This window comes from Shewanella glacialipiscicola (assembly GCF_023283485.1).
Taxonomy (GTDB): Bacteria; Pseudomonadota; Gammaproteobacteria; order Enterobacterales; family Shewanellaceae; genus Shewanella; species Shewanella glacialipiscicola.
The window spans coordinates 1-19,183 of sequence record NZ_JAKILU010000010.1 but is presented as its reverse complement, the minus strand read 5'-3'; the positions used below and the strand labels follow the sequence as shown (position 1 = coordinate 19,183).

General features: G+C 44.5%; 15 protein-coding genes, 1 tRNA gene and 1 rRNA gene. 3 read left to right on the top strand and 14 right to left on the bottom strand.

Annotated features, from left to right (window positions below):
* Positions 1-118: 118 nt before the first annotated feature.
* The 5 genes from L2717_RS09580 to L2717_RS09560 are packed head-to-tail and all read right to left on the bottom strand — an operon-like array spanning position 119 to position 4,990.
* The gene (locus L2717_RS09580) at positions 119-2,170 is read right to left on the bottom strand and encodes a type IV pilus secretin PilQ (RefSeq protein WP_220773297.1); all 2,052 of its coding nucleotides are present in this window, start codon (positions 2,168-2,170) and stop codon (positions 119-121) included.
* Positions 2,171-2,191: 21 nt separating this feature from the next.
* Complete coding sequence (locus L2717_RS09575; protein ID WP_220773296.1) at positions 2,192-2,719, bottom strand: pilus assembly protein PilP; 528 nt, start codon at positions 2,717-2,719, stop codon at positions 2,192-2,194.
* On the bottom strand, positions 2,719-3,342 hold the full coding sequence (locus L2717_RS09570) for a type IV pilus inner membrane component PilO (protein WP_220773295.1): 624 nt from the start codon (positions 3,340-3,342) through the stop codon (positions 2,719-2,721). Before L2717_RS09570 ends, L2717_RS09575 begins: the two co-directional genes overlap by 1 nt.
* Entirely contained in the window at positions 3,339-3,923 is a 585-nt protein-coding gene (locus L2717_RS09565) for a PilN domain-containing protein (RefSeq protein WP_220773294.1), read from the bottom strand. The genes L2717_RS09570 and L2717_RS09565 overlap by 4 nt, the downstream gene beginning before the upstream one ends.
* Positions 3,911-4,990 carry a pilus assembly protein PilM gene (locus L2717_RS09560; protein WP_220773293.1) on the bottom strand — a complete coding sequence of 360 codons (1,080 nt, stop codon included), beginning with the start codon at positions 4,988-4,990 and terminating at the stop codon, positions 3,911-3,913. The genes L2717_RS09565 and L2717_RS09560 overlap by 13 nt, the downstream gene beginning before the upstream one ends.
* Positions 4,991-5,178: 188 nt before the next feature.
* Here L2717_RS09560 and L2717_RS09555 point away from each other — a divergent pair, with 188 nt between their 5' ends.
* Positions 5,179-7,704 carry a penicillin-binding protein 1A gene (locus tag L2717_RS09555; RefSeq protein WP_220773292.1) on the top strand — a complete coding sequence of 842 codons (2,526 nt, stop codon included), beginning with the start codon at positions 5,179-5,181 and terminating at the stop codon, positions 7,702-7,704.
* A gap of 111 nt (positions 7,705-7,815) precedes the next feature.
* On the opposite strand, the gene argH is transcribed toward L2717_RS09555, so the two are convergent.
* The 5 genes from argH to argC all read right to left on the bottom strand — a co-directional run bounded on the left by argH (position 7,816) and on the right by argC (position 13,312).
* Positions 7,816-9,183 (bottom strand): argininosuccinate lyase, encoded by a 1,368-nt coding sequence (gene argH, locus L2717_RS09550; RefSeq protein WP_220773291.1) that lies wholly within the window; start codon positions 9,181-9,183, stop codon positions 7,816-7,818.
* 118 nt (positions 9,184-9,301) lie between these two features.
* Entirely contained in the window at positions 9,302-10,540 is a 1,239-nt protein-coding gene (locus L2717_RS09545) for an argininosuccinate synthase (RefSeq protein WP_220773290.1), read from the bottom strand.
* Positions 10,541-10,599: 59 nt separating this feature from the next.
* Complete coding sequence (locus L2717_RS09540) at positions 10,600-11,505, bottom strand: ornithine carbamoyltransferase (protein WP_220773289.1); 906 nt, start codon at positions 11,503-11,505, stop codon at positions 10,600-10,602.
* A 12-nt stretch (positions 11,506-11,517) separates the two neighbouring features.
* A complete protein-coding gene (gene argB, locus L2717_RS09535; protein WP_220773288.1) occupies positions 11,518-12,300 on the bottom strand; it encodes an acetylglutamate kinase in 783 nt (260 codons plus the stop codon).
* A gap of 31 nt (positions 12,301-12,331) precedes the next feature.
* Positions 12,332-13,312, bottom strand: a complete 981-nt coding sequence (gene argC, locus L2717_RS09530; RefSeq protein ID WP_220773287.1) for an N-acetyl-gamma-glutamyl-phosphate reductase — start codon at positions 13,310-13,312, stop codon at positions 12,332-12,334.
* Positions 13,313-13,926: 614 nt separating this feature from the next.
* Here argC and ppc point away from each other — a divergent pair.
* Entirely contained in the window at positions 13,927-16,596 is a 2,670-nt protein-coding gene (gene ppc, locus L2717_RS09525; protein WP_220774909.1) for a phosphoenolpyruvate carboxylase, read from the top strand.
* Positions 16,596-17,138 (top strand): YceB family lipoprotein, encoded by a 543-nt coding sequence (locus L2717_RS09520; RefSeq protein ID WP_220774908.1) that lies wholly within the window; start codon positions 16,596-16,598, stop codon positions 17,136-17,138. Before ppc ends, L2717_RS09520 begins: the two co-directional genes overlap by 1 nt.
* Before the next feature lie 94 nt (positions 17,139-17,232).
* Here L2717_RS09520 and L2717_RS09515 read toward each other — a convergent pair whose 3' ends face one another.
* The 4 genes from L2717_RS09515 to rrf form a co-directional block, all read right to left on the bottom strand.
* A complete protein-coding gene (locus L2717_RS09515; RefSeq protein WP_220774907.1) occupies positions 17,233-18,507 on the bottom strand; it encodes a CinA family nicotinamide mononucleotide deamidase-related protein in 1,275 nt (424 codons plus the stop codon).
* 53 nt (positions 18,508-18,560) lie between these two features.
* A complete protein-coding gene (locus L2717_RS18190; protein ID WP_248938041.1) occupies positions 18,561-18,740 on the bottom strand; it encodes a hypothetical protein in 180 nt (59 codons plus the stop codon).
* Between the two features lie 247 nt (positions 18,741-18,987).
* Positions 18,988-19,064 (bottom strand) — tRNA-Asp (locus L2717_RS09505).
* Between the two features lie 36 nt (positions 19,065-19,100).
* Positions 19,101-19,183 (bottom strand): 5S ribosomal RNA (gene rrf, locus L2717_RS18240); the annotation flags it as partial.

Sequence of the window (19,183 nt, the reverse complement as noted above, 5' to 3'; positions counted from 1 at the left end):
TTATCTCAGTTTAGGGTCTACTATGGCAAGTCATGTGCGCTATTTATGCAAAGAATTGTATGACTTCAATAATAAAGCCAGCATGAATTGCTGGCTTTATTCAATATAGAGCAAGTGCTTAGATCTTCTCCCCGACTATTTTTGGGGTAACAAAAATAAGTAGCTCCTGGCGCTCATTTTTGTCAGTTGTATTGCGAAACAGGAAACCGACCAATGGAATATCACCCAGAATAGGTACTTTACTCACGCGGCTGATCAGGTTTTGCTGATAAATACCACCAAGGACGATTGTCTCACCATTGTCTACCAGCACTTGAGTGCCGATACGTTGCGTATCAATTGCAACTGCAGGACCCGTTGGTGTATCGACCGTTTTCCCTTGAGAATCTTGCGTAATTTCGAGATCTAAAATGACGCGATTGTCGGGTGTAATTTGCGGCGTGACTCGCAGTGATAACACGGCTTTCTTGAAGGTAACCGAGGTCGCACCGCTTGATGTTGACTCTACATAAGGAATTTCAACACCTTGCTCAATATAAGCTGACTTCTGGTTAGACGTAGTAATACGAGGACTGGCGATAATTTCGCCTTTATTTTCTTGTTCAAGCGCACTCAGCTCTAAGTCAAGGATAGTGCCGTCAGCGAGCTTAGCCACATGAAAAGCGATACTTGCAGGATTGGTAACTGCCGCAGGTAAGTTAACGTTCAAACGTTGATCCGGTGTGGGAATAATACCATTGGCAATATTCTGCGCCCCTTCCAACGTCCCTGAAGTACCCTTACTTCCCTGTTGATCGGTTACGCCCCAACGGATACCCAAGTCTTCCGAAACGTCATCTTTCACTGTTACCATGCGCGATTCAATCAGTACTTGGCGAATAGGGATATCGAGCACTTCGACTAAACGATGAATATTCTCAATCGTTTCTGCGGTATCTTTCACCAACACGGTGTTGGTGCGTTCATCGACAGCGACAGAACCTCGCGGTGACAGTAGGCTAGAGTCAGCACTTTTAAGTAATTCGGCAATATCAACGGCTTTAGCATAGTTAATTTGGAGATATTCAGAATATAGCGGTGCTAATTCTTTAACATCTTGCCTATTCTTCAGGTTTTGACTCTCACGGATTGCCAACTCTTCACTAGGCGCAACCATTAAAATGTTCCCTTCGATGCGCTTGTCTAGACCTTTCGTTTTAAGAATCAAGTCTAATGCTTGATCCCAAGGCACATCATCTAATCTTAGGGTAATGTTGCCTTCTACCGTATCACTGGTGACTAAGTTAAAGTTGTTATAGTCGGCAATAATCTGCAATACAGTACGTACCGGAATATTTTGAAAATTAAGCGATAAAGTACGGCCATTGTATATTTTGACATCTTTTTTGGCGGCGACTCTCTCCACTTTATTCATTGAAAGCCTAAATAGACTGTCCTCTTGCTTATAGCTGAATTCATATTCACCGGTGATATCGACTAAAATGCGTGCAGTTAAGCCTTCTTTATATGTCTCAAAACTTTTTACGGGTGTTGAAAAATCTTTTACATCCATCACATATAGCAGATCGTCATTAATATCCGTGTTATAGAGTTTCACTTCGAGCTTAGCACCGACTTGCTCAACGTTAGCCGCTACAGAGCGATTATTTAAATAAATTAATAACTCGCCGCCGCCTTTGTCATTACGGCGAAAATCAATATTTTTAATACTATTAACAAATGGATTTTCGGCCTGAGTTTGAGCACCGACGACTTCATCATTAATGGTGAGTCGATAAATATTGCCAATGACTGAACCCTGGTAAGGTTTCACTTTGGATAAACCTAAAGTCACTTGTAGCCGAGTATCTTGTTGCTCTGTAGTGATATCATTAACTCCGACTTGATTAATCGGTAAGCGATCCTTAGATAGGCTGGAGATACTGTTATCAAATGTCAGTACCAACTCCGCAGGCGCAGCGCGTGAATCAATACTAGGTGCTGTGACTGCATCTTCAAAGACTAGTTCTAGCTCCAGTTGGTGGTCAACCAAGGCATGATATTTGACATCCATTAATCGATTTGCCGCAAAGCTTGACGGCAAAACTCCAAATACCAGTGAGAAGCCAATAATAGACTTAATTAAACCTGAAGCTATTAATGGTATTTTTATCGCGGCAGAAGATCTCATTATTTCCTCATCCTTCGCTTGTTATTCTCCAGAGAGTTCTAAATTGCTTGTCCTTTCAGACCAACAACCTGAACCATCCGGAATTAGTTCTACTACTTCAACATTTAGTGAAGTAACCTTAGAGATCCGTCCATTGAAAAAACCTAAATATTCACCCGCTCCCATTCGATAAACGCTACCATCATTGGTTTCAACTAACGCCCACGTTGTATCGCCTTCGCTTAAAGTGCCGCGCATTTTTAAATTATCTAATGGATAAGTCTCTAACCGTCCTTTGCGACGTTTTAAATCTGGCTGCAAACAATCCTTACTGGTATCGACAACTTCTTCAGTTAGCTCACGAGAAGGCGGTACAAATGGGCTACGCAATAGCTCGGCTTGATAAATAAAGTGCTCAAATTTGGGTGGTTCTTTCAAGGGTTTGATATGAGCAACATGTTGTGCCTTGGTTGTAGTAACAAATAGCTCTAAATCACTACGATCGCCAACACACCCCATTAAAAAAAGACTCAAGGTTAGTATGGGTAAATACTTAAGTAGATATTTCATTATTGCGCCCCCTGATTAACAGGTTTTTCGGGCGGTAATTCAGCACCTTCTTTAAAACGATAAGTTTTAGCGAGAATATCCATCGCTAAGTTACCCGCGTCATCTCGCTTAATGGTGAAATCATGGAGACTAACAATGCGCGGCAACTTAGCAACACCACTCACCATATTACCAATTTGATGATAATCCCCAGTTACCGACATCTTAATTGGAAACTCAATATAAAAATCCCGCTGGATCTCAGGCTCCCAATCTAAACTTTGTATTCTAAGGCCAGCATCGGTTGCAACGAAAGTCAAATCATCAAGTAACCCTGGCATTTCATTCTCAGAGGGCAACATTTTTAGTAGTTCCGCAAATTGGACCTCCATCGTTGCTAATTGCTCTCGATACAATTTTAAATTTGCGGCGAGTTGGTATTTACTCTGGAAATCATCTCGAAGTTGGAGCTCTTTATCTTGCTCCGCAACATAAACATCTTTTGCATCAGAAACAACGAGAAAATAACCCGCAGTAAAAACACACAACATTAATAAAATTGCGAAAAAGACTTTAACTTGTTTAGGCCAGCCACCAATATTTTCAAAATCGATGTCATTAAACTGACTGAGATCGAGCTTCATTTACTCGCTCCTTTTGTCATTTTTTCAGGCTCATCCACATTTGCGCCTTTAATCGTGACTCGTAAACTAAATTGCTGTAATTGGCGTAACTCTTCATTTTTGGTCACAATTGACTGCATATTAGGATCGGTTAGCCATTCAGAAGCTTTTACCTTACGCATCATATTAGCGACGTTATTGTTTGACTCACTGCGTCCCTCAATCAGTAACAAACTGCCTTTTTTCTCTAGGCTAGAAAGATATATCCCGGGGGGGACGATGCGAACAAGTTCATCTAATACATGAGTCGGTAAATTACGCGATTGTTGTAAATTCAAAATAATATCTGTGCGCCGTTCAATATCTTTTTTACGTTCATTAATTTTTTTAATTTCGGCAATTTGTGTATCGAGCAAACTAATTTCCGATTGCAAATAAGCATTACGCGTTTGTTGCTCATCCGTCATTATTTCCAACAAAGAGACTGCAACGTAGACTAAAATTGCCGACGCCAAGAAAACTACCGCTAAAATACCAATATAATCGCGCTTTTGTTTTTCTCTGGCTTCTTCGCGCCAAGGGAGTAGGTTTATGTTCGCCATTGACCGTAACTCCTTAAAGCTAAACCACATGCGATCATATATTTACTTATGGAAGGCTGCAGAGCGTTTTTAACCGATTCGTCAGCATGTAAACACCCTTGAAAGGGATCGGCAATAATTGTATGAATACCTAATTCATTGGCCAGTAAATTAGCCATACCCTCTAATCTAGAGGTTCCACCGCATAATACGAGATAGTCGACTTTATCTTTACCGCTTGAGGTGCAATAAATTTGTAAAGTACGCTTTATTTGTTGTAATAGCTGAGCTTGGAAAGGTGACAAGACTTCAAACATATAGTTTCGCGGTAAGTCACCTTCTACTTTTGCTTTTTCAGCTTGCTCGTAAGTCATGCCATAGAAAGACAATATTGACTGCGTAAATTGTTCACCGCCAAAGGCTTGTTCCCGTATAAAGGTTGTTTCGCCCGACTCAACCACCGAGAATGTCGTCATATTGGCGCCAATATCCACCATGGCAACAGCTTTATACTTCGCCCCTTCAGGCAACTGGGCAAGAATTAATTCGGCAGCACGCCCCAAAGCATAACCTTCGACGTCAACGACCTTTGCCTCAAGTTCTACGCTATCTAGTGCATCGACTCTGACATCAATATTGTCAGTACGACATGCGCTCAATAATACATCGACTTTAGTAGGGTCTGTACTATTCACACTGAGAGTTTCAAAATCAATACTGACTTCATCGAGAGAATAAGGAATAAGATTATCAGCTTCAATTTCTATTTGTGCTTCCATCTCTTCCTCACTAAGAGAGGCGTCCATATAAATAACTTTCGTCATTACCGCTGAGCCTGAAACAGACACTGCGGCATATTTAACTGATTTAGGCAGATTACGTTTTATATACCTAAGGCATTCAACAACAGAATCCGCATCACGAATATCGTGATCGTTAACGGCACCCTTTTTAATAGGCACTGCCGCATGACTCAATATTTTGTATCCATCAGCAGTCTTACTGAGCAAAATGGCTTTAACTTCATGGGAACCAATATCAATTCCTACCATCTGCGGAGCCTGACGCTTCCATAAATTTGAAAGCATATCCATTGTCACTTGTAATTTATATTTCAGTTAAAGAGATTAGCACAAAATCAACTTGTTATACGTACTTGTATAGAATGTTTCGTCATTTTACAAATGCTATTTCATAAGTCGAACGTTTTTACTTCACCAAGACGTGAGTGCCTTATATACTGTCGCACTTAACGGAACATTAGGATCAAATTTTGGTGAAGTGGTTAAAACGTATTGTAATAGCACTATTCAGTCTAGCCCTTCTGGGAATAGGCGCCATTGTGGCAGCATACTTTTATGTTTTGCCAGATCTTCCTGATGTTTCAACGCTTAAGAATGTACAGTTACAAACACCACTACGCATATACAGCAGTGACGGTAAGCTGATTTCTCAATTTGGTGAAAAACGTCGTATTCCATTAAAATTGGATGAAGTCCCAAAACCACTGCTACAAGCCTTTATTGCGACTGAAGATGCGCGTTTTTATGAGCATGGTGGCATAGATCCAGTCGGTGTACTTCGCGCCGCATTAGTCATGTTAACCACTGGTGAGAAAAAGCAAGGTGCAAGTACCATTACTATGCAGGTTGCGCGTAACTTCTTTTTAACCCGCGATAAAACAATTATTCGTAAAGTGAAGGAGATCTTTATCTCCTACCATATCGAAGAATTGCTCACTAAAGATGAGATTTTAGAGCTCTACGTCAACCGCATTTACTTAGGCCAACGCGCTTATGGTGTAGGAGCCGCTGCTCAAGTATATTTTGGCAAAGATGTAAAAGATCTCACATTATCAGAAATGAGCATGATCGCAGGCTTACCTAAAGCACCTTCAACACTCAATCCAATCACGTCACCCTCGCGTGCATTAGCCCGTCGTAATCTGGTACTGATGCGAATGAATGAAGTGGGATATATCAGCCAAGCAGAATATCAAGCTGCATTACAAGAACCTCTAATAGCCAAATACCATGGTGCTGAAATCGATCTCTATGCTCCCTATATTTCTGAGATGGCACGCGATTATATGGTACAAAAGTACGGTGAAGAAGAAGCCTATACTAATGGCTATAACGTCTACACCACCATTTCATCGGATATACAACTGAAAGCTCAGCAAGCGCTACGTAATAACGTATACGCCTATGACGAGCGCCATGGTTATCGCGGGCCTGCCGCGGTATTGTGGACTAATGAAAAACTTGATCTAATTGAAATAAAAAACGAACTTGCTAAGGTCGCTTCAGTACAAGAATTAAACCCAGCAGCAGTCATCAGCATTACCGGCCAACAAGCCAACGTAATCACTGCCAACGGCGAGACAAAAGTGCTTACTTGGGATGGCTTGAAGTGGGCACGTAAATTTATTACCGATAAGCGTCAAGATAGCGTACCTAAATCTGCCGCAGATATACTCAAAGTGGGTGAGCGTATTTGGATCCGTGATAACGGCCAATATTTACAGCTATCACAAGTGCCTGAAGTTGCGAGTGCAACTGTGTCACTTGATCCACAAAATGGGGCGATTCGCTCCTTAGTCGGCGGATATAGCTTTAGCCAAAGTCAGTACAATCGTGTGACGCAAGCAAAACGTCAATTAGGTTCAAACATCAAACCGTTTATCTATGCTGCTGCATTAGAAAAAGGCTTTACCTTAGCGACGCTGATCAATAACGCCCCGATTAATCAACCCGATATCAGCCAAGGCACGGCATGGCGTCCTAAAAACTCGCCTGACATCTACGGCGGTCCAACCCGTTTACGTGTCGGCTTAGCCCAATCGATTAACGTGATGTCGGTGCGAGCCATGCGCCATGTCGGACTCGACGCCACTATTGCAGAGTTAATTAAATTTGGTTTTGACCCGAACGATTTACCTCGCAATGAATCCATCGCGTTAGGTTCATCTTCTGTCACACCATTGCAAGTGGCAACCGCATTTAACGTATTTGCCAATGGTGGTTTTTTAATCGAGCCTTTCTACATTGACCGAGTCGAAGATGCCTACGCCAATGTGATTGAAAAAGCCAATCCAACCTTAGCCTGTAAACCTAGTCAAAACGTTAATCAGGCGCTGGTATCAAACAATCCAATGACATTTGGCGAAACAAGTACACTGCCTAGCGAACCAATCACCCAGTGTTTTGGGCAAACAGGTCGCTACGCACCGCAGATTATTTCAGAACAAACAGCCTTTCTAATCACCGAAGCACTGAAAAGTGTAATCTGGGGCGGCGGTGATTGGAGCCACGGAACCGGTTGGCAAGGCACAGCTTGGCGCGCGGCAAAACTGATTAAACGCCATGATATTGCAGGTAAAACTGGTACAACCAACGAATCTCGCGATACTTGGTTTAGTGGTTTTAGCCCTATTATCACCAGTACTTTCTGGGTCGGCTTTGACGATCACGGTCGTCAACTTGGCCGAACCGCATGGAATGCCAACGGCGAACCGGATCAAATCACCGGTGCAGAGGCTGGCGCTAAAACAGCAGGTCCTGGTTGGAACGAGTTTATGAATAGTGTGTTAAAAGGCACACCTGAAATTATCTCCGCTCCACCTGAGGGTATTGTTTCAGTTCGTATTGATTTAGCCACGGGTAAATTGACCCGTAAAACTGACTATACCAGTGCATTTGAATACTTTATCTCGGGCACAGAACCTAAAGAATATACCAGTGAAACGCAGGATGAAAATAGCCTGTTCATTGATGCCCCTGCCGATGATTTATTTCAATAAATAACTATTGGTTTAAATTTGATGGTTTAAACAACCTTGATAAAAACTCATAAAAAACGCGACCATTGGTCGCGTTTTTTATTAAGTTTACTTTATTTTTAATCGTTTATTTTAACGCACTTTCTTGGCCGCAATCGCCTGCTGAATTTGTGGCAATGCAGTACCACCGAGCACATCACGTTTGGCTAAGCAGGCTTCAATCGTTAAGTTAGGATAAACATCATCCTCAATAACCGCTGCAAAAGCTTTTAATTCAGCCAAAGACAGCTCCTCCAGCGGAATTTGCTTCGCTATCGCTGCAACCACGACTTCGCCAACAACGTGGTGCGCTTCACGAAAAGGCATACCCTTAGAAACTAAATAATCAGCCAGCTCTGTCGAGTTTGCATAACCTTGCTGCGCCGCTAACAGCGCATTAGGACGATTAACTTTCAAGCCCGATAACACTAACACTGCCATATCAAGACAAATTGTCCAACTATCAACCACATCAAACAGGCCTTCTTTATCTTCCTGCATATCTTTGTTGTACGCTAACGGCAGTGCTTTCATCGTAGTGAGAATGCCCACTAAACTGCCATAAACTCGGCCGGTTTTACCGCGGATAAGCTCTAGTGCATCAGGATTTTTCTTCTGTGGCATCAGGGATGAACCCGAGGTCACTTCATCACTCAGGGAAATAAAGTTCGCTTCACCTGAGTTAAAGAAAATCAAATCTTCAGCCATACGGCTTAAGTGCATCATGCTGATCGATGCCGTCGAACAAAGCTCAACAACGTGATCTCTGTCTGACACACTATCAAGACTATTGAGCGTTGGTGAGGCAAAGTTCAGCGCCGTTGCTAACGCATATCTATCCATTTTATAAGCAGTGCCAGCGAGGGCGCCAGAACCTAATGGACAAGTATTCGCACGAGTTAACGCATCGTCTAAACGGCTGATATCGCGCTCAGTCATTTCCACATAGGCTAAACACCAGTGGCCAAACGTTATTGGCTGTGCGCGCTGCAAGTGAGTATAACCTGGCATAACCGCATCAAACTCACGTTCAGCCAACGCCAGCAATTCAGCATGTAAGCTTTGAAGGCGCGCAAGCAATGCTGCGCCTTCTGATTGGCACCAAAGCTTTAAGTCGGTGGCAACTTGATCGTTACGGCTACGGCCAGTGTGCAGTTTTTTACCTAAATCGCCCACTTTAGCAATCAAGGCAGACTCGACGAAACTGTGAATATCTTCAGCGCCCGAGGCGAGAATAATCGCTGGATCGCTATTCACTTCCACCAGCAACTCATTGAGCGCTTTTTTCAAGTCGCTGCATTCCGTTGCGGTAATAATACCCACGCTAGCAATCGCATCAGCCCAAGCGATAGAACCAACCACATCCTGTTCGAACAGGCGATAATCCACGGGTAGCGAATCGTTGAATAATTTGAATAGCGCGCTCGTTTCGCCCTGAAATCTTCCACCCCATAAAGCCATGCTAACTCCCCTTACTACTGATTTGAAAACGACTCATTTACATCAAAAACTAAGTCTAAAAACTGCATCAAAACCTAGAAACAAAAAAAGGGCGCTAGGCGCCCTTTTAAACGACCTATTACTTAGACTTAACGTCATTAGCGTTGAGTGCGCGGATGCGGCTCGCTAATGAGTACAGGCGGATAAAGCCTTCTGCATGCTTTTGGTCGTACACTTGATCTTCACCGAAGGTAGCAAACGCTTCTGAGTACAAGCTATTTGGCGAACGTTTCTTCACTGCCGTTGCTTGGCCTTTGTAGAGTTTAACCACGACTTCACCATTAACTGACTCAGCCAATGACTCAGATGCTGCAAGAAGTGACTTACACAATGGCGTAAACCAACGGCCGTCATACACTAAATGCGCCATTTGTGCGGCAACTTGCTCACGCCAGTTACGGCTGGTTTTGTCGAGTACAAGCTCTTCAATCGCACGCAGTGCTGCGAACATCACTGTACCGCCTGGAGTTTCGTAACAGCCACGAGACTTCATGCCAACTAAACGGTTTTCAGTGATATCGATACGACCCACACCGTGCGGTGCAGCAATGGCGTTTAAGGTCATCAGCGCCGCATAAGGCGTTAACACTTGGCCATTTACTTTAGTGATACGACCATGTTCTACTTCTAACGACACATATTCTGGCTTGTTTGGTGCACCTTCAGGATCGGCTGTCAGAGTCCATACGCCTTTGCTTGGCTCATTCCATGGATCTTCTAACTCACCACCTTCGTGGGAAATATGGAAAGCGTTGGCATCACGGCTATAGATTTTAGTCGCCGACGCTGACGTTTTAATATCACGCTCGGCTAAATAAGCCAGCAGGTCTTCACGGCTCTGCATGGTCCATTCACGCCATGGTGCAATCACTTTTAAATCAGGGGCTAATGCGGCAAAGCAACCTTCGAAACGCACTTGGTCGTTCCCTTTACCGGTACAACCGTGGCACAGAGCATCGGCGCCCACTTTACGGGCCACTTCAACCTGCGCTTTGGCAATGATTGGCCGCGCCATTGAAGTACCCAGCAAATAAGTGCCTTCATAAATCGCACCGCTGGCAATCGTTGGATAGATATATTCTTTAACGAATTCTTCTTTTAAATCGACGATATGGCATTCAGACGCACCAGAAGCTAAGGCTTTTTCAGTCAAGCCCACCAGCTCCTCTTCACCTTGGCCGACGTCGGCACAGAATGCGATGATTTCACAGTTATCGTAGTTTTCTTTTAACCAAGGAATAATGGCCGAGGTATCTAAGCCACCTGAATAGGCTAAAACTACTTTTTTTACACCCGTATTTTTAATTTCGATAGACATCTTATATTCCTATACTCGTTTCTCATCAAAGAGAAATCAGGCTACTACACAGGGTTAATTTAACTAAATATGCTTACCAGTACCGCATTTTGCGCATGCATCCGATTTTCAGCTTGCTGCAGAATTAAGGAACCAGCACCATCCATTACTTCATCTGTTACTTCTACACCACGGTGGGCAGGCAAACAATGCATAAAAAAGTGAGCGCCCGCTTTCGCCATTAAGGCTTTGTTCACTTGAAAAGGAGCGAACTTAGCTTTTATATCCGACAGCGGTGTAGGGTCACCCATTGAAATCCAAGTATCGGTATAAATAGCATCATGGCCTTCAATTGCTTCAATATCTGAGGTCAATACTATCTTGCCACCATATCGTTTAGCGAGCTCTTGCACTTCTGCCACTACGTAGCCATCAGGAAAGTTACCCGCTGGGCAGATCACTGTCATGGTGGCACCGAGAATAGCAGCGCCATACATCAGCGAATGGGTAACATTATTGCCATCACCAACATAAGCTAATTTGGCTTTGCTGACATCGTCAAATTGCTCTGCCAGCGTTAAAAAATCAGCTAATGCTTGGCAAGGATGATAAAGATCTGACAAAGCATTAATCACAGGCACAGTGCCAAACTCGGCTAATTGTTCTATGGTGGTGTGCGAATAGGTTCTGGCCACAATCGCATCCGCCCAGCAAGACAGGTTAGCAGCAAAATCAGCTACCGATTCCCGTTGACCTAACTCGCCATTTTGCTGATCTAAATATAAACAGTGGCCACCAAGCTTATTAATACCGATATCAAAGCTAACGCGCGTTCTCAGTGAAGGCTTTTCAAATAACATCACCACACTTTTGCCTGCCAGCGCATGGCGGTACTCCGCTGGATTGGCTTTAATCGTCTTTGCCAAGGCAATCAGATCGAGTAACTGCTGCTGGGTTAACTCTTTTATCGATAGTAAATGCTTCATAACCTACTCCATTTATGGTTGGATTTGTGTTCCTACGGCTTCACCTTTTGCTAATGCGATTAATTGGCTTGCATCACGCCACGAGGCAACTTGTACTGCTTGCCCCATCCATTGTGCTACTTCGAGTGCAGCTTCAACTTTGACCTTCATTCCCTTTTCGATCACGCCTTGCTTAACAAGATCAGCAATTTGCTTGCCGTTTAAGCTGCGGATGAGCTGACCTTTACCATCGAGCACGCCAGACACATCCGACAGCAGCACTAACTTACCGCCAACCAATTTAGCTAATGCGGTCGCCGCTTGATCAGCATTGACGTTAAGCATTTGGCCATCGTCCATCATGGCAATGGAACTACAAATCGGCATCCAACCTTGGGCGAGGATAAACTTAAGATAAGCGCCATCTTTTGGTGTCACTTCACCCACAAGGCCTAAACGCTCATCTTTAATCTTAGCCGAGACAGTATTGCCATCTGCGAGGCTCATACCCACACTCACAATCCCAGCTTTAGTCGCTGCGCCTTGGAGGATCTTGTTCGAAGTGCCCGCAAGTGCGCCGGCAATAATCGGCATTTGCTCAGGCGGAGTCACCCGTAAACCTTCTAACTTGACGGTTTCCATGCCGTTTGCCGCTAACTGTTCATCCACCAAACAGCCACCGCCATGCACCATCAACACTTGCTGACCATTGGCTAACATAGCCGCAGCCGTATCCATTAACCGCGCCATCCCCATTTCACACTGCAGCAGCGCGCCGCCCACTTTAAGCACTAATACTGAGTTGTTTGTAGACATCTTGACGACTCTCTTAAATAAGGATGAACGATTAAAGGTTAAAATGAATCTTTATGCATTGCAGCGCTTGGCTGGCAGCACCTTTCATCAAATTATCGATTGCACTGGCTACCACTAAGTAACCGCTATTCTCATCAAACTTCCAACCTAAGTGGCAGTTGGGTGTCAGCACCACATCGTCCACTTTAGGGAACTGATTGTGCTTCACAGTGACCCATGGCGCCTTGTCATACACACTATAGGCCGCTGCCACATCGGCAGTTGTAGTGCCTGGTTTTAGCTGTACGGTAATAGTCGCTAAAATGCCACGCTTAAAGTTGCCAAGATGCGGGGTAAATATCACTTCTTGGCCAAGCTGAGTGGCGATCTCGGGTTGATGTCTGTGGCCTAATACGCCGTAGGGTGTCAGGCTCACTTCGCAAAAACTGGTGTGTAACTGCGCTTTACGGCCTGCACCTGTTACGCCGCTCACGGCATTGATTACCGGATAAGCCGATGTCAGTAAACTCGCTAGCGGTTTTAATGCTGTCAATGATGCGGTCGGGTAACAACCTGGCACAGCAATCATCTTAGTCGCAGCAATGTCACTCGCGTTCCATTCGGCGAGGCCGTATACCGCTTTAGCTAAAACTTCAGGATATTCATGCTCAAAGCCATACCACTTTGGATATTGCGCCACATCGCTGAAACGATAAGCACCGCTTAAATCGAATACCGCTAACCCTTGGCTATAAAACCAAGCGGCTAAATGTAAGCTCACTGAATGCTCAGTCGCTAATACCACGGCATCGGCTTCGGCAACGATTTTTGCCTTAGCGTCATCGGACAATGGCGACAGCGTTAATGCAATATGGCTATAACTAGGGTACAAATCCGCTAAAGGCTTACCTTTATCTAAACTGTTTTCAGAAACATACAAACCCTGAATCTTTAGCGCGGGTTCTGCATGGATTAAAGCGGTGAGCTGTGCGCCTGTGTAACCACTGGCACCAATAATAGCGATATTTTTCATGTGTTTTTTAACCGAATCAAAGGATATTAAACAATAGGTAAGTAGCCTACACGCAGCAGCGCATATCTATGATGACAAGATTATCGTCGCAGGAAATTGTTATGGGTCGTTATTTTATTCACTGTCTGGTATTTGCTCTGAATCATGATATTTACTCTACAGGTCACAGAAGATGACTCATCTCTACTGCTGGCTAGACTACCACGGATATCTAATTATGCAATATATGTGAATATATATTTTCAATTTATTTTATAATTTACCGCGAATGATCTCACCTAACCTTAGCGCGTCAATTGGTTTAACTCGTTAATAATAAAGTTATCCATAGCAAATAAGTTTCAATGAAAACCCATTCTCTTAACAAAAAGAAAGAATGTAATAAAGTTACAAATAATGCACTTCATATTCACTTACGCCAATCATCAAAAAATATTGCGTTACTTCGCATTTATATTGAATATTATTCAATAATTGTAGCGATTAGTTGCATATCAGATAAGCCAGTCGTATAAGTTATAAGTTCTCCTGTTGACCGCGGGCCTAAGTGATAGGTATTGTGCTAACGGGCTAAATGTAATGCGGAATTTCAATGTTTTTTATTCGGAGTAACTATGGTTGTAACTAAGGCTGGCAATATGACCGATATGTATGCGTCATTAAAATCAAACGTGAGTATGTTAGGACAAATTCTCGGTGATACGATGCGTACCCACCTAGGAGACTCCTTTCTCGAGAAGGTCGAGCAGATCCGGAAACTTGCCAAAGATTCACGCCGAGGAGATCAAGCTGCCAGAGAACAAATGCTTGAGTTACTCACAGCATTACCCGACGAAGAACTCGTTCCATTTGCAAAAGCCTTTAATCAGTTCCTCAATTTAGCTAACTTATCAGAGCAATTTCATACTATTAGTCGCAATTGTGACGAACTCGTTTGCGTACCCGATCCCGTAGAGCAACTACTAGGTCGTATGCTCAATGGCAGCGTTGACCAAAGTAAAATGCTTGATTGCCTTAAAACACTGGATATTGATCTGGTGTTAACAGCACACCCAACTGAGATTTCCCGTCGCACTCTAATCCAAAAATATGCAGCAATAGTCGACTGCCTCGCAGAGCAAGAGAACGACCAATTATTAGATAGAGAGCGTCAGCAAGTTAATTTACGCTTACGACAATTGATTGCTCAAATCTGGCATACCAATGAGATCCGCCGCGAACGCCCGACACCAGTAGATGAGGCCCGTTGGGGATTATCTACAATTGAAGAGTCACTCTGGCAAGCGGTACCCGACTTTTTAAGGCAGCTCAACGATCAAGTACAACAGCGTACCGGTCAGCAATTACCTATTGATATCGCACCGGTACGTTTTTCAAGTTGGATGGGCGGCGATCGCGACGGTAATCCGTTCGTCACCGCAAAAGTCACCCAAGAGGTGCTCGACCGCAACCGCCACGCAGCCGCTAGATTATTCTTAAAAGATATCGTCCTATTAGTGGGCGAGTTATCAATGGAAAAAGCCAACGCAGAGCTCACTGCTTACGCCAACAACTGCTGCGAACCTTATCGTTACGTACTGCGCGATTTACGCCAAAAACTGCGCAATACCATAGATTATTTAAATGCGCGTATTGAAGGCCATAATCCGGAGATCGATAAATCCAGCCTGATCTGGCAAGAAAGTGATCTTAAAGCGCCGCTAGAAATGCTCTACAAGAGTTTGACCGACTGCGGTATGCGCCTAATTGCCAATGGCTTATTGCTCGATATCCTCCGTCGCCTCGCCTGTTTTGGCATTCACATGCTCAGACTCGATATTCGTCAAGATGCCAGCCGCCACAGCGATGTTCTCGCCGAGTTAACTCGCTATCTCGGCATGGGTGACTTTAATCATTGGGACGAAGCCGAAAAACAAGCATTCTTATTACGTGAACTCAGTAATCGTCGCCCACTGCTGCCAAGTAATTGGCAACCTTCGGATGATGTGGCCGAAGTACTTAATACCTGCCGCTTAATTGCTAAGCACCCTGCTAAGGCTCTCGGTTCTTATGTTATTTCAATGGCGGGGAAGCCTTCAGACGTATTAACGGTTTTACTGCTACTTAAAGAGACGGGTTGCTCGCACCCGATGCGCGTAGTGCCACTATTTGAAACCTTAAGCGACTTAAATAATGCCGCTAAATGCATCTCCGATTTACTCAATATCGATTGGTATCGTGGTTATACCAAGGGCACGCAAGAGGTGATGATCGGTTACTCTGATTCAGCCAAAGATGCCGGTGTTATGGCCGCAGCCTGGGCACAGTATCGCGCCCAAGAACAATTGGTCGCCGTCTGTAAACAAGCGGGCGTTAAGCTTACTTTGTTCCATGGTCGTGGTGGCAGTATTGGTCGCGGAGGCGGTCCTGCGCACAAAGCGATTCTATCGCAACCACCGGGATCCGTTGATGGGCGTATTCGCGTGACTGAACAGGGCGAAATGATCCGCTTTAAATTTGGTTTACCAAAAGTCGCGGTGCAAAGTCTGGCATTATATACCTCTGCCGTATTAGAGGCGACACTGCTACCACCCCCTGAGCCAAAGCAACAATGGCGCGACTGTTTGGAACGCCTAGCAGAAGAATCCGTGAGTGCTTACCGTGGTATAGTGCGCGACGAACCTGATTTCGTCGCTTATTTCCGCGCGGCAACACCAGAAGTTGAGTTAGGAAAACTACCATTGGGTAGTCGCCCTGCCAAACGTCGTGTCGATGGCGGCATTGAAAGCCTGCGCGCTATACCATGGATATTTGCATGGTCACAAAACCGATTAATGCTACCGGCATGGCTCGGCGCTGGTGAAGCGTTGCAAGCCGCCAGTGAACGCGGAGAAATGGGGTTACTGCAAGAAATGGAACAAGAATGGCCCTTCTTCAGCACGCGAATTTCGATGCTCGAAATGGTCTACGCCAAAGCAGAACCTAACTTAGCGCGCTACTATGAAACCTGTTTAGTACCGAAAGAGTTGCATCACTTAGGTGAAACCTTGCGCCAACGGTTAGATCTTGGTATTAAAGTCGTGCTCGAACTGACAAAATCAGATAGTTTAATGGCGCATACACCATGGAATCGCGAGTCAGTTAAACTGCGAAATCCGTATATCGATCCCTTAAACTTCTTACAAACCGAGCTATTAGCACGAACACGTAAGGAAACAACTGAAACACCCGCGTCCGAACATGTGCAATTAGCGCTAATGCTAACTATTGCTGGTGTGGCGGCGGGTATGAGAAACACTGGTTAATGAAAAAACTTTCCCGCACGATTTGCTTGGGACTGACTGTACTGCTTGGCGGCTGCGTCTCTCAGTACAGTATCACCGAGCAAGAAATGGAACAGTATCTCAGTAAAGAGATCCATTTTGAGGTAAAACAAGGCAATCAACTCGTTGGCATTGATGTGCGTATTAACGATATCAGCGTCAAACTGGGTCAGAAGCCTGACACAATGAGCGTAAGTGCTTCAACAAAAGTATCGATCAATAATCCGATATTTCCATTGAACGCGAAACTCACCACGACTTTCGAGGCTAAGCCTTGGTATGACAGTGCAACGCACAGCATCTATCTACGCCAGCTCGAATTAGTCAAAGTGGAGTCAACGCCAAAGGACATTGAAAGAGCGATGAGCTCAGCAACACCGCAGGTGATGGGCTATCTAAGACAGTTCTTAGAAAATCAGCCGGTTTATGTACTTGATACTCAAGATAGCAATCAAGCACTGATGGCCAAAATGGCTGAAAGCCTTCAAGTTGCTCCGGGCAAGTTAGTGCTTAAATTTAAGTAAGTCGCGTTTAAACTAAGCAATCGAGTCTCAATAAAAATGCTCCCTCGGGAGCATTTTTATTAATACGTTTAAACTGACGTAAACCTTTAAAAAGTTACTTGCTGAATCGCCCTATCGAAGAGTAATCAACAATAACGGCTTCACCAAGAAGTTCACGCCTCAACATGTCGTAAGCGACTGCCGCACTAAGGCTACGCACCAGATCTCGCGAACGTCTGGGCAATTTTATCATCTGACTATACACCCCGTTACGGGTCGCTAAAGCTATCGCTACCGTCCCGACAGGTTTCTCATCAGTGCCGCCGTCTGGTCCTGCTATTCCACTGGTGGCCAGTGCATAATCACTGTCTAGGATTTGCCTTGCCCCCTTGGCCATTTCTTCTACTGTCGCAATGGAAACCGCACCGTGATCATCTAACGTTGATGGATTAACACCTAATACACGCACCTTGGATTCGTTACTGTAAGTCACTAATCCATGGTGTAGGTAAGATGAACTACCGGAAAAATCCACTAACTGGCTCGTCAACATTCCACCCGTGCACGATTCTGCAATGCTTAACGTTAACCCAGAGTTCACTAACTTATAATGAATCTCTTCTGCAAGCGTAGCCTTATCTTCGGCAACGACAGCAGTACCAAGCACCATCTTAATATGCCCAGCAACACGAGGTAATACCGCAATAGCGTCTTCGCCACGAGCAAAAATCTTAATTTCAATATGCTGCATAGAAGAGCGGTAACCAATCGTAATACCTTCAGGCAGCTCTAAGGGCTCTAGCTTATCCGCCAACACCGACTCGCCTTGTCCTATGGTCAAGAGTTTCTTTAAGCCGACCTTAGAGTCAAGATTAAACTCTTCACGGATAAAAGGCACAAACTGCTCAGTCACCATATTCTTAAGCTCAAAAGGCACGCCGGGCGTAAAGAATAACCACGCGCGGTTAAGCTTAACCCTAAAACCACAGGCAGTTCCCACAGGATTATCAACCATTACAGCAGATGCTGGCAACATGGCTTGTTTCAGATTACTGAGTGGCATTTCGCGGTTATTGCGCGTAAACCACTCTTCTAAACGTTCACGCCACTCTGCATTCTCAACCAAAGACTCGCCTTTAGCCTTAGCCATAGCTAAAGCAGACATATCATCACTCGTAGGTCCTAAACCACCATTAACCAAAATCACATCGGCATGTAAGCTACGCTCTTGGAATACAGCAATCAAATCCTCGAGACGATCGCCAACCGTAACCCGACGCTGCAGCTCGACCCCATACTCCATCATAGTACTGGCGAACCAAGCGGCGTTGGTATCAACAATTTGACCCGCTAACACTTCTTCCCCAGTACAAATCATCTCTAACTTCATTTTAGATCCTTGTTTATTGCAACAAATTAACCATAAGGTAAGTAACCGCTTAATTAATAGCAATAGCCAAGCTTGATCCAAAGTTCAGATCGCTGTAGAGAAATCGGAGCATAATTCGAGATAATACTAATCGTATTAAATATCTGTTCATTCAGCGGGAATTCAACGCGCTTTAGACAAGGCGAAGGCTTGAATGCATAGTGGTGCTCTGTCAAAAGCCTTAAACGCAGTATAAAGCGCTTTGAAACCCGCCCTTGGGGAGCCTCACAAGCATCCCACTCCCGTGTTGCATTGACTTAAAAGGGAATAACCATTTCTGCGTCAACGCGCCTCGGATTGAAATACCTGTGAGGCTCTGAACTGATTAGATATTTAATGTGATTGGTATGATTGGCATAATTCTACGCGATATTTTAATTAATAATGTATTTCTCACAACGAAAAAAGCCTCATCTTTCGATGAGGCTTTTGTCTTTATGTTGGCGGAGCGGACGGGACTCGAACCCGCGACCCCCGGCGTGACAGGCCGGTATTCTAACCAACTGAACTACCGCTCCTTTAAGCTAACGTTTACACATTAACCTAAATTAGGCGCTTGGCGATGACCTACTCTCACATGGGGAGACCCCACACTACCATCGGCGCGTTTGCGTTTCACTGCTGAGTTCGGGATGGG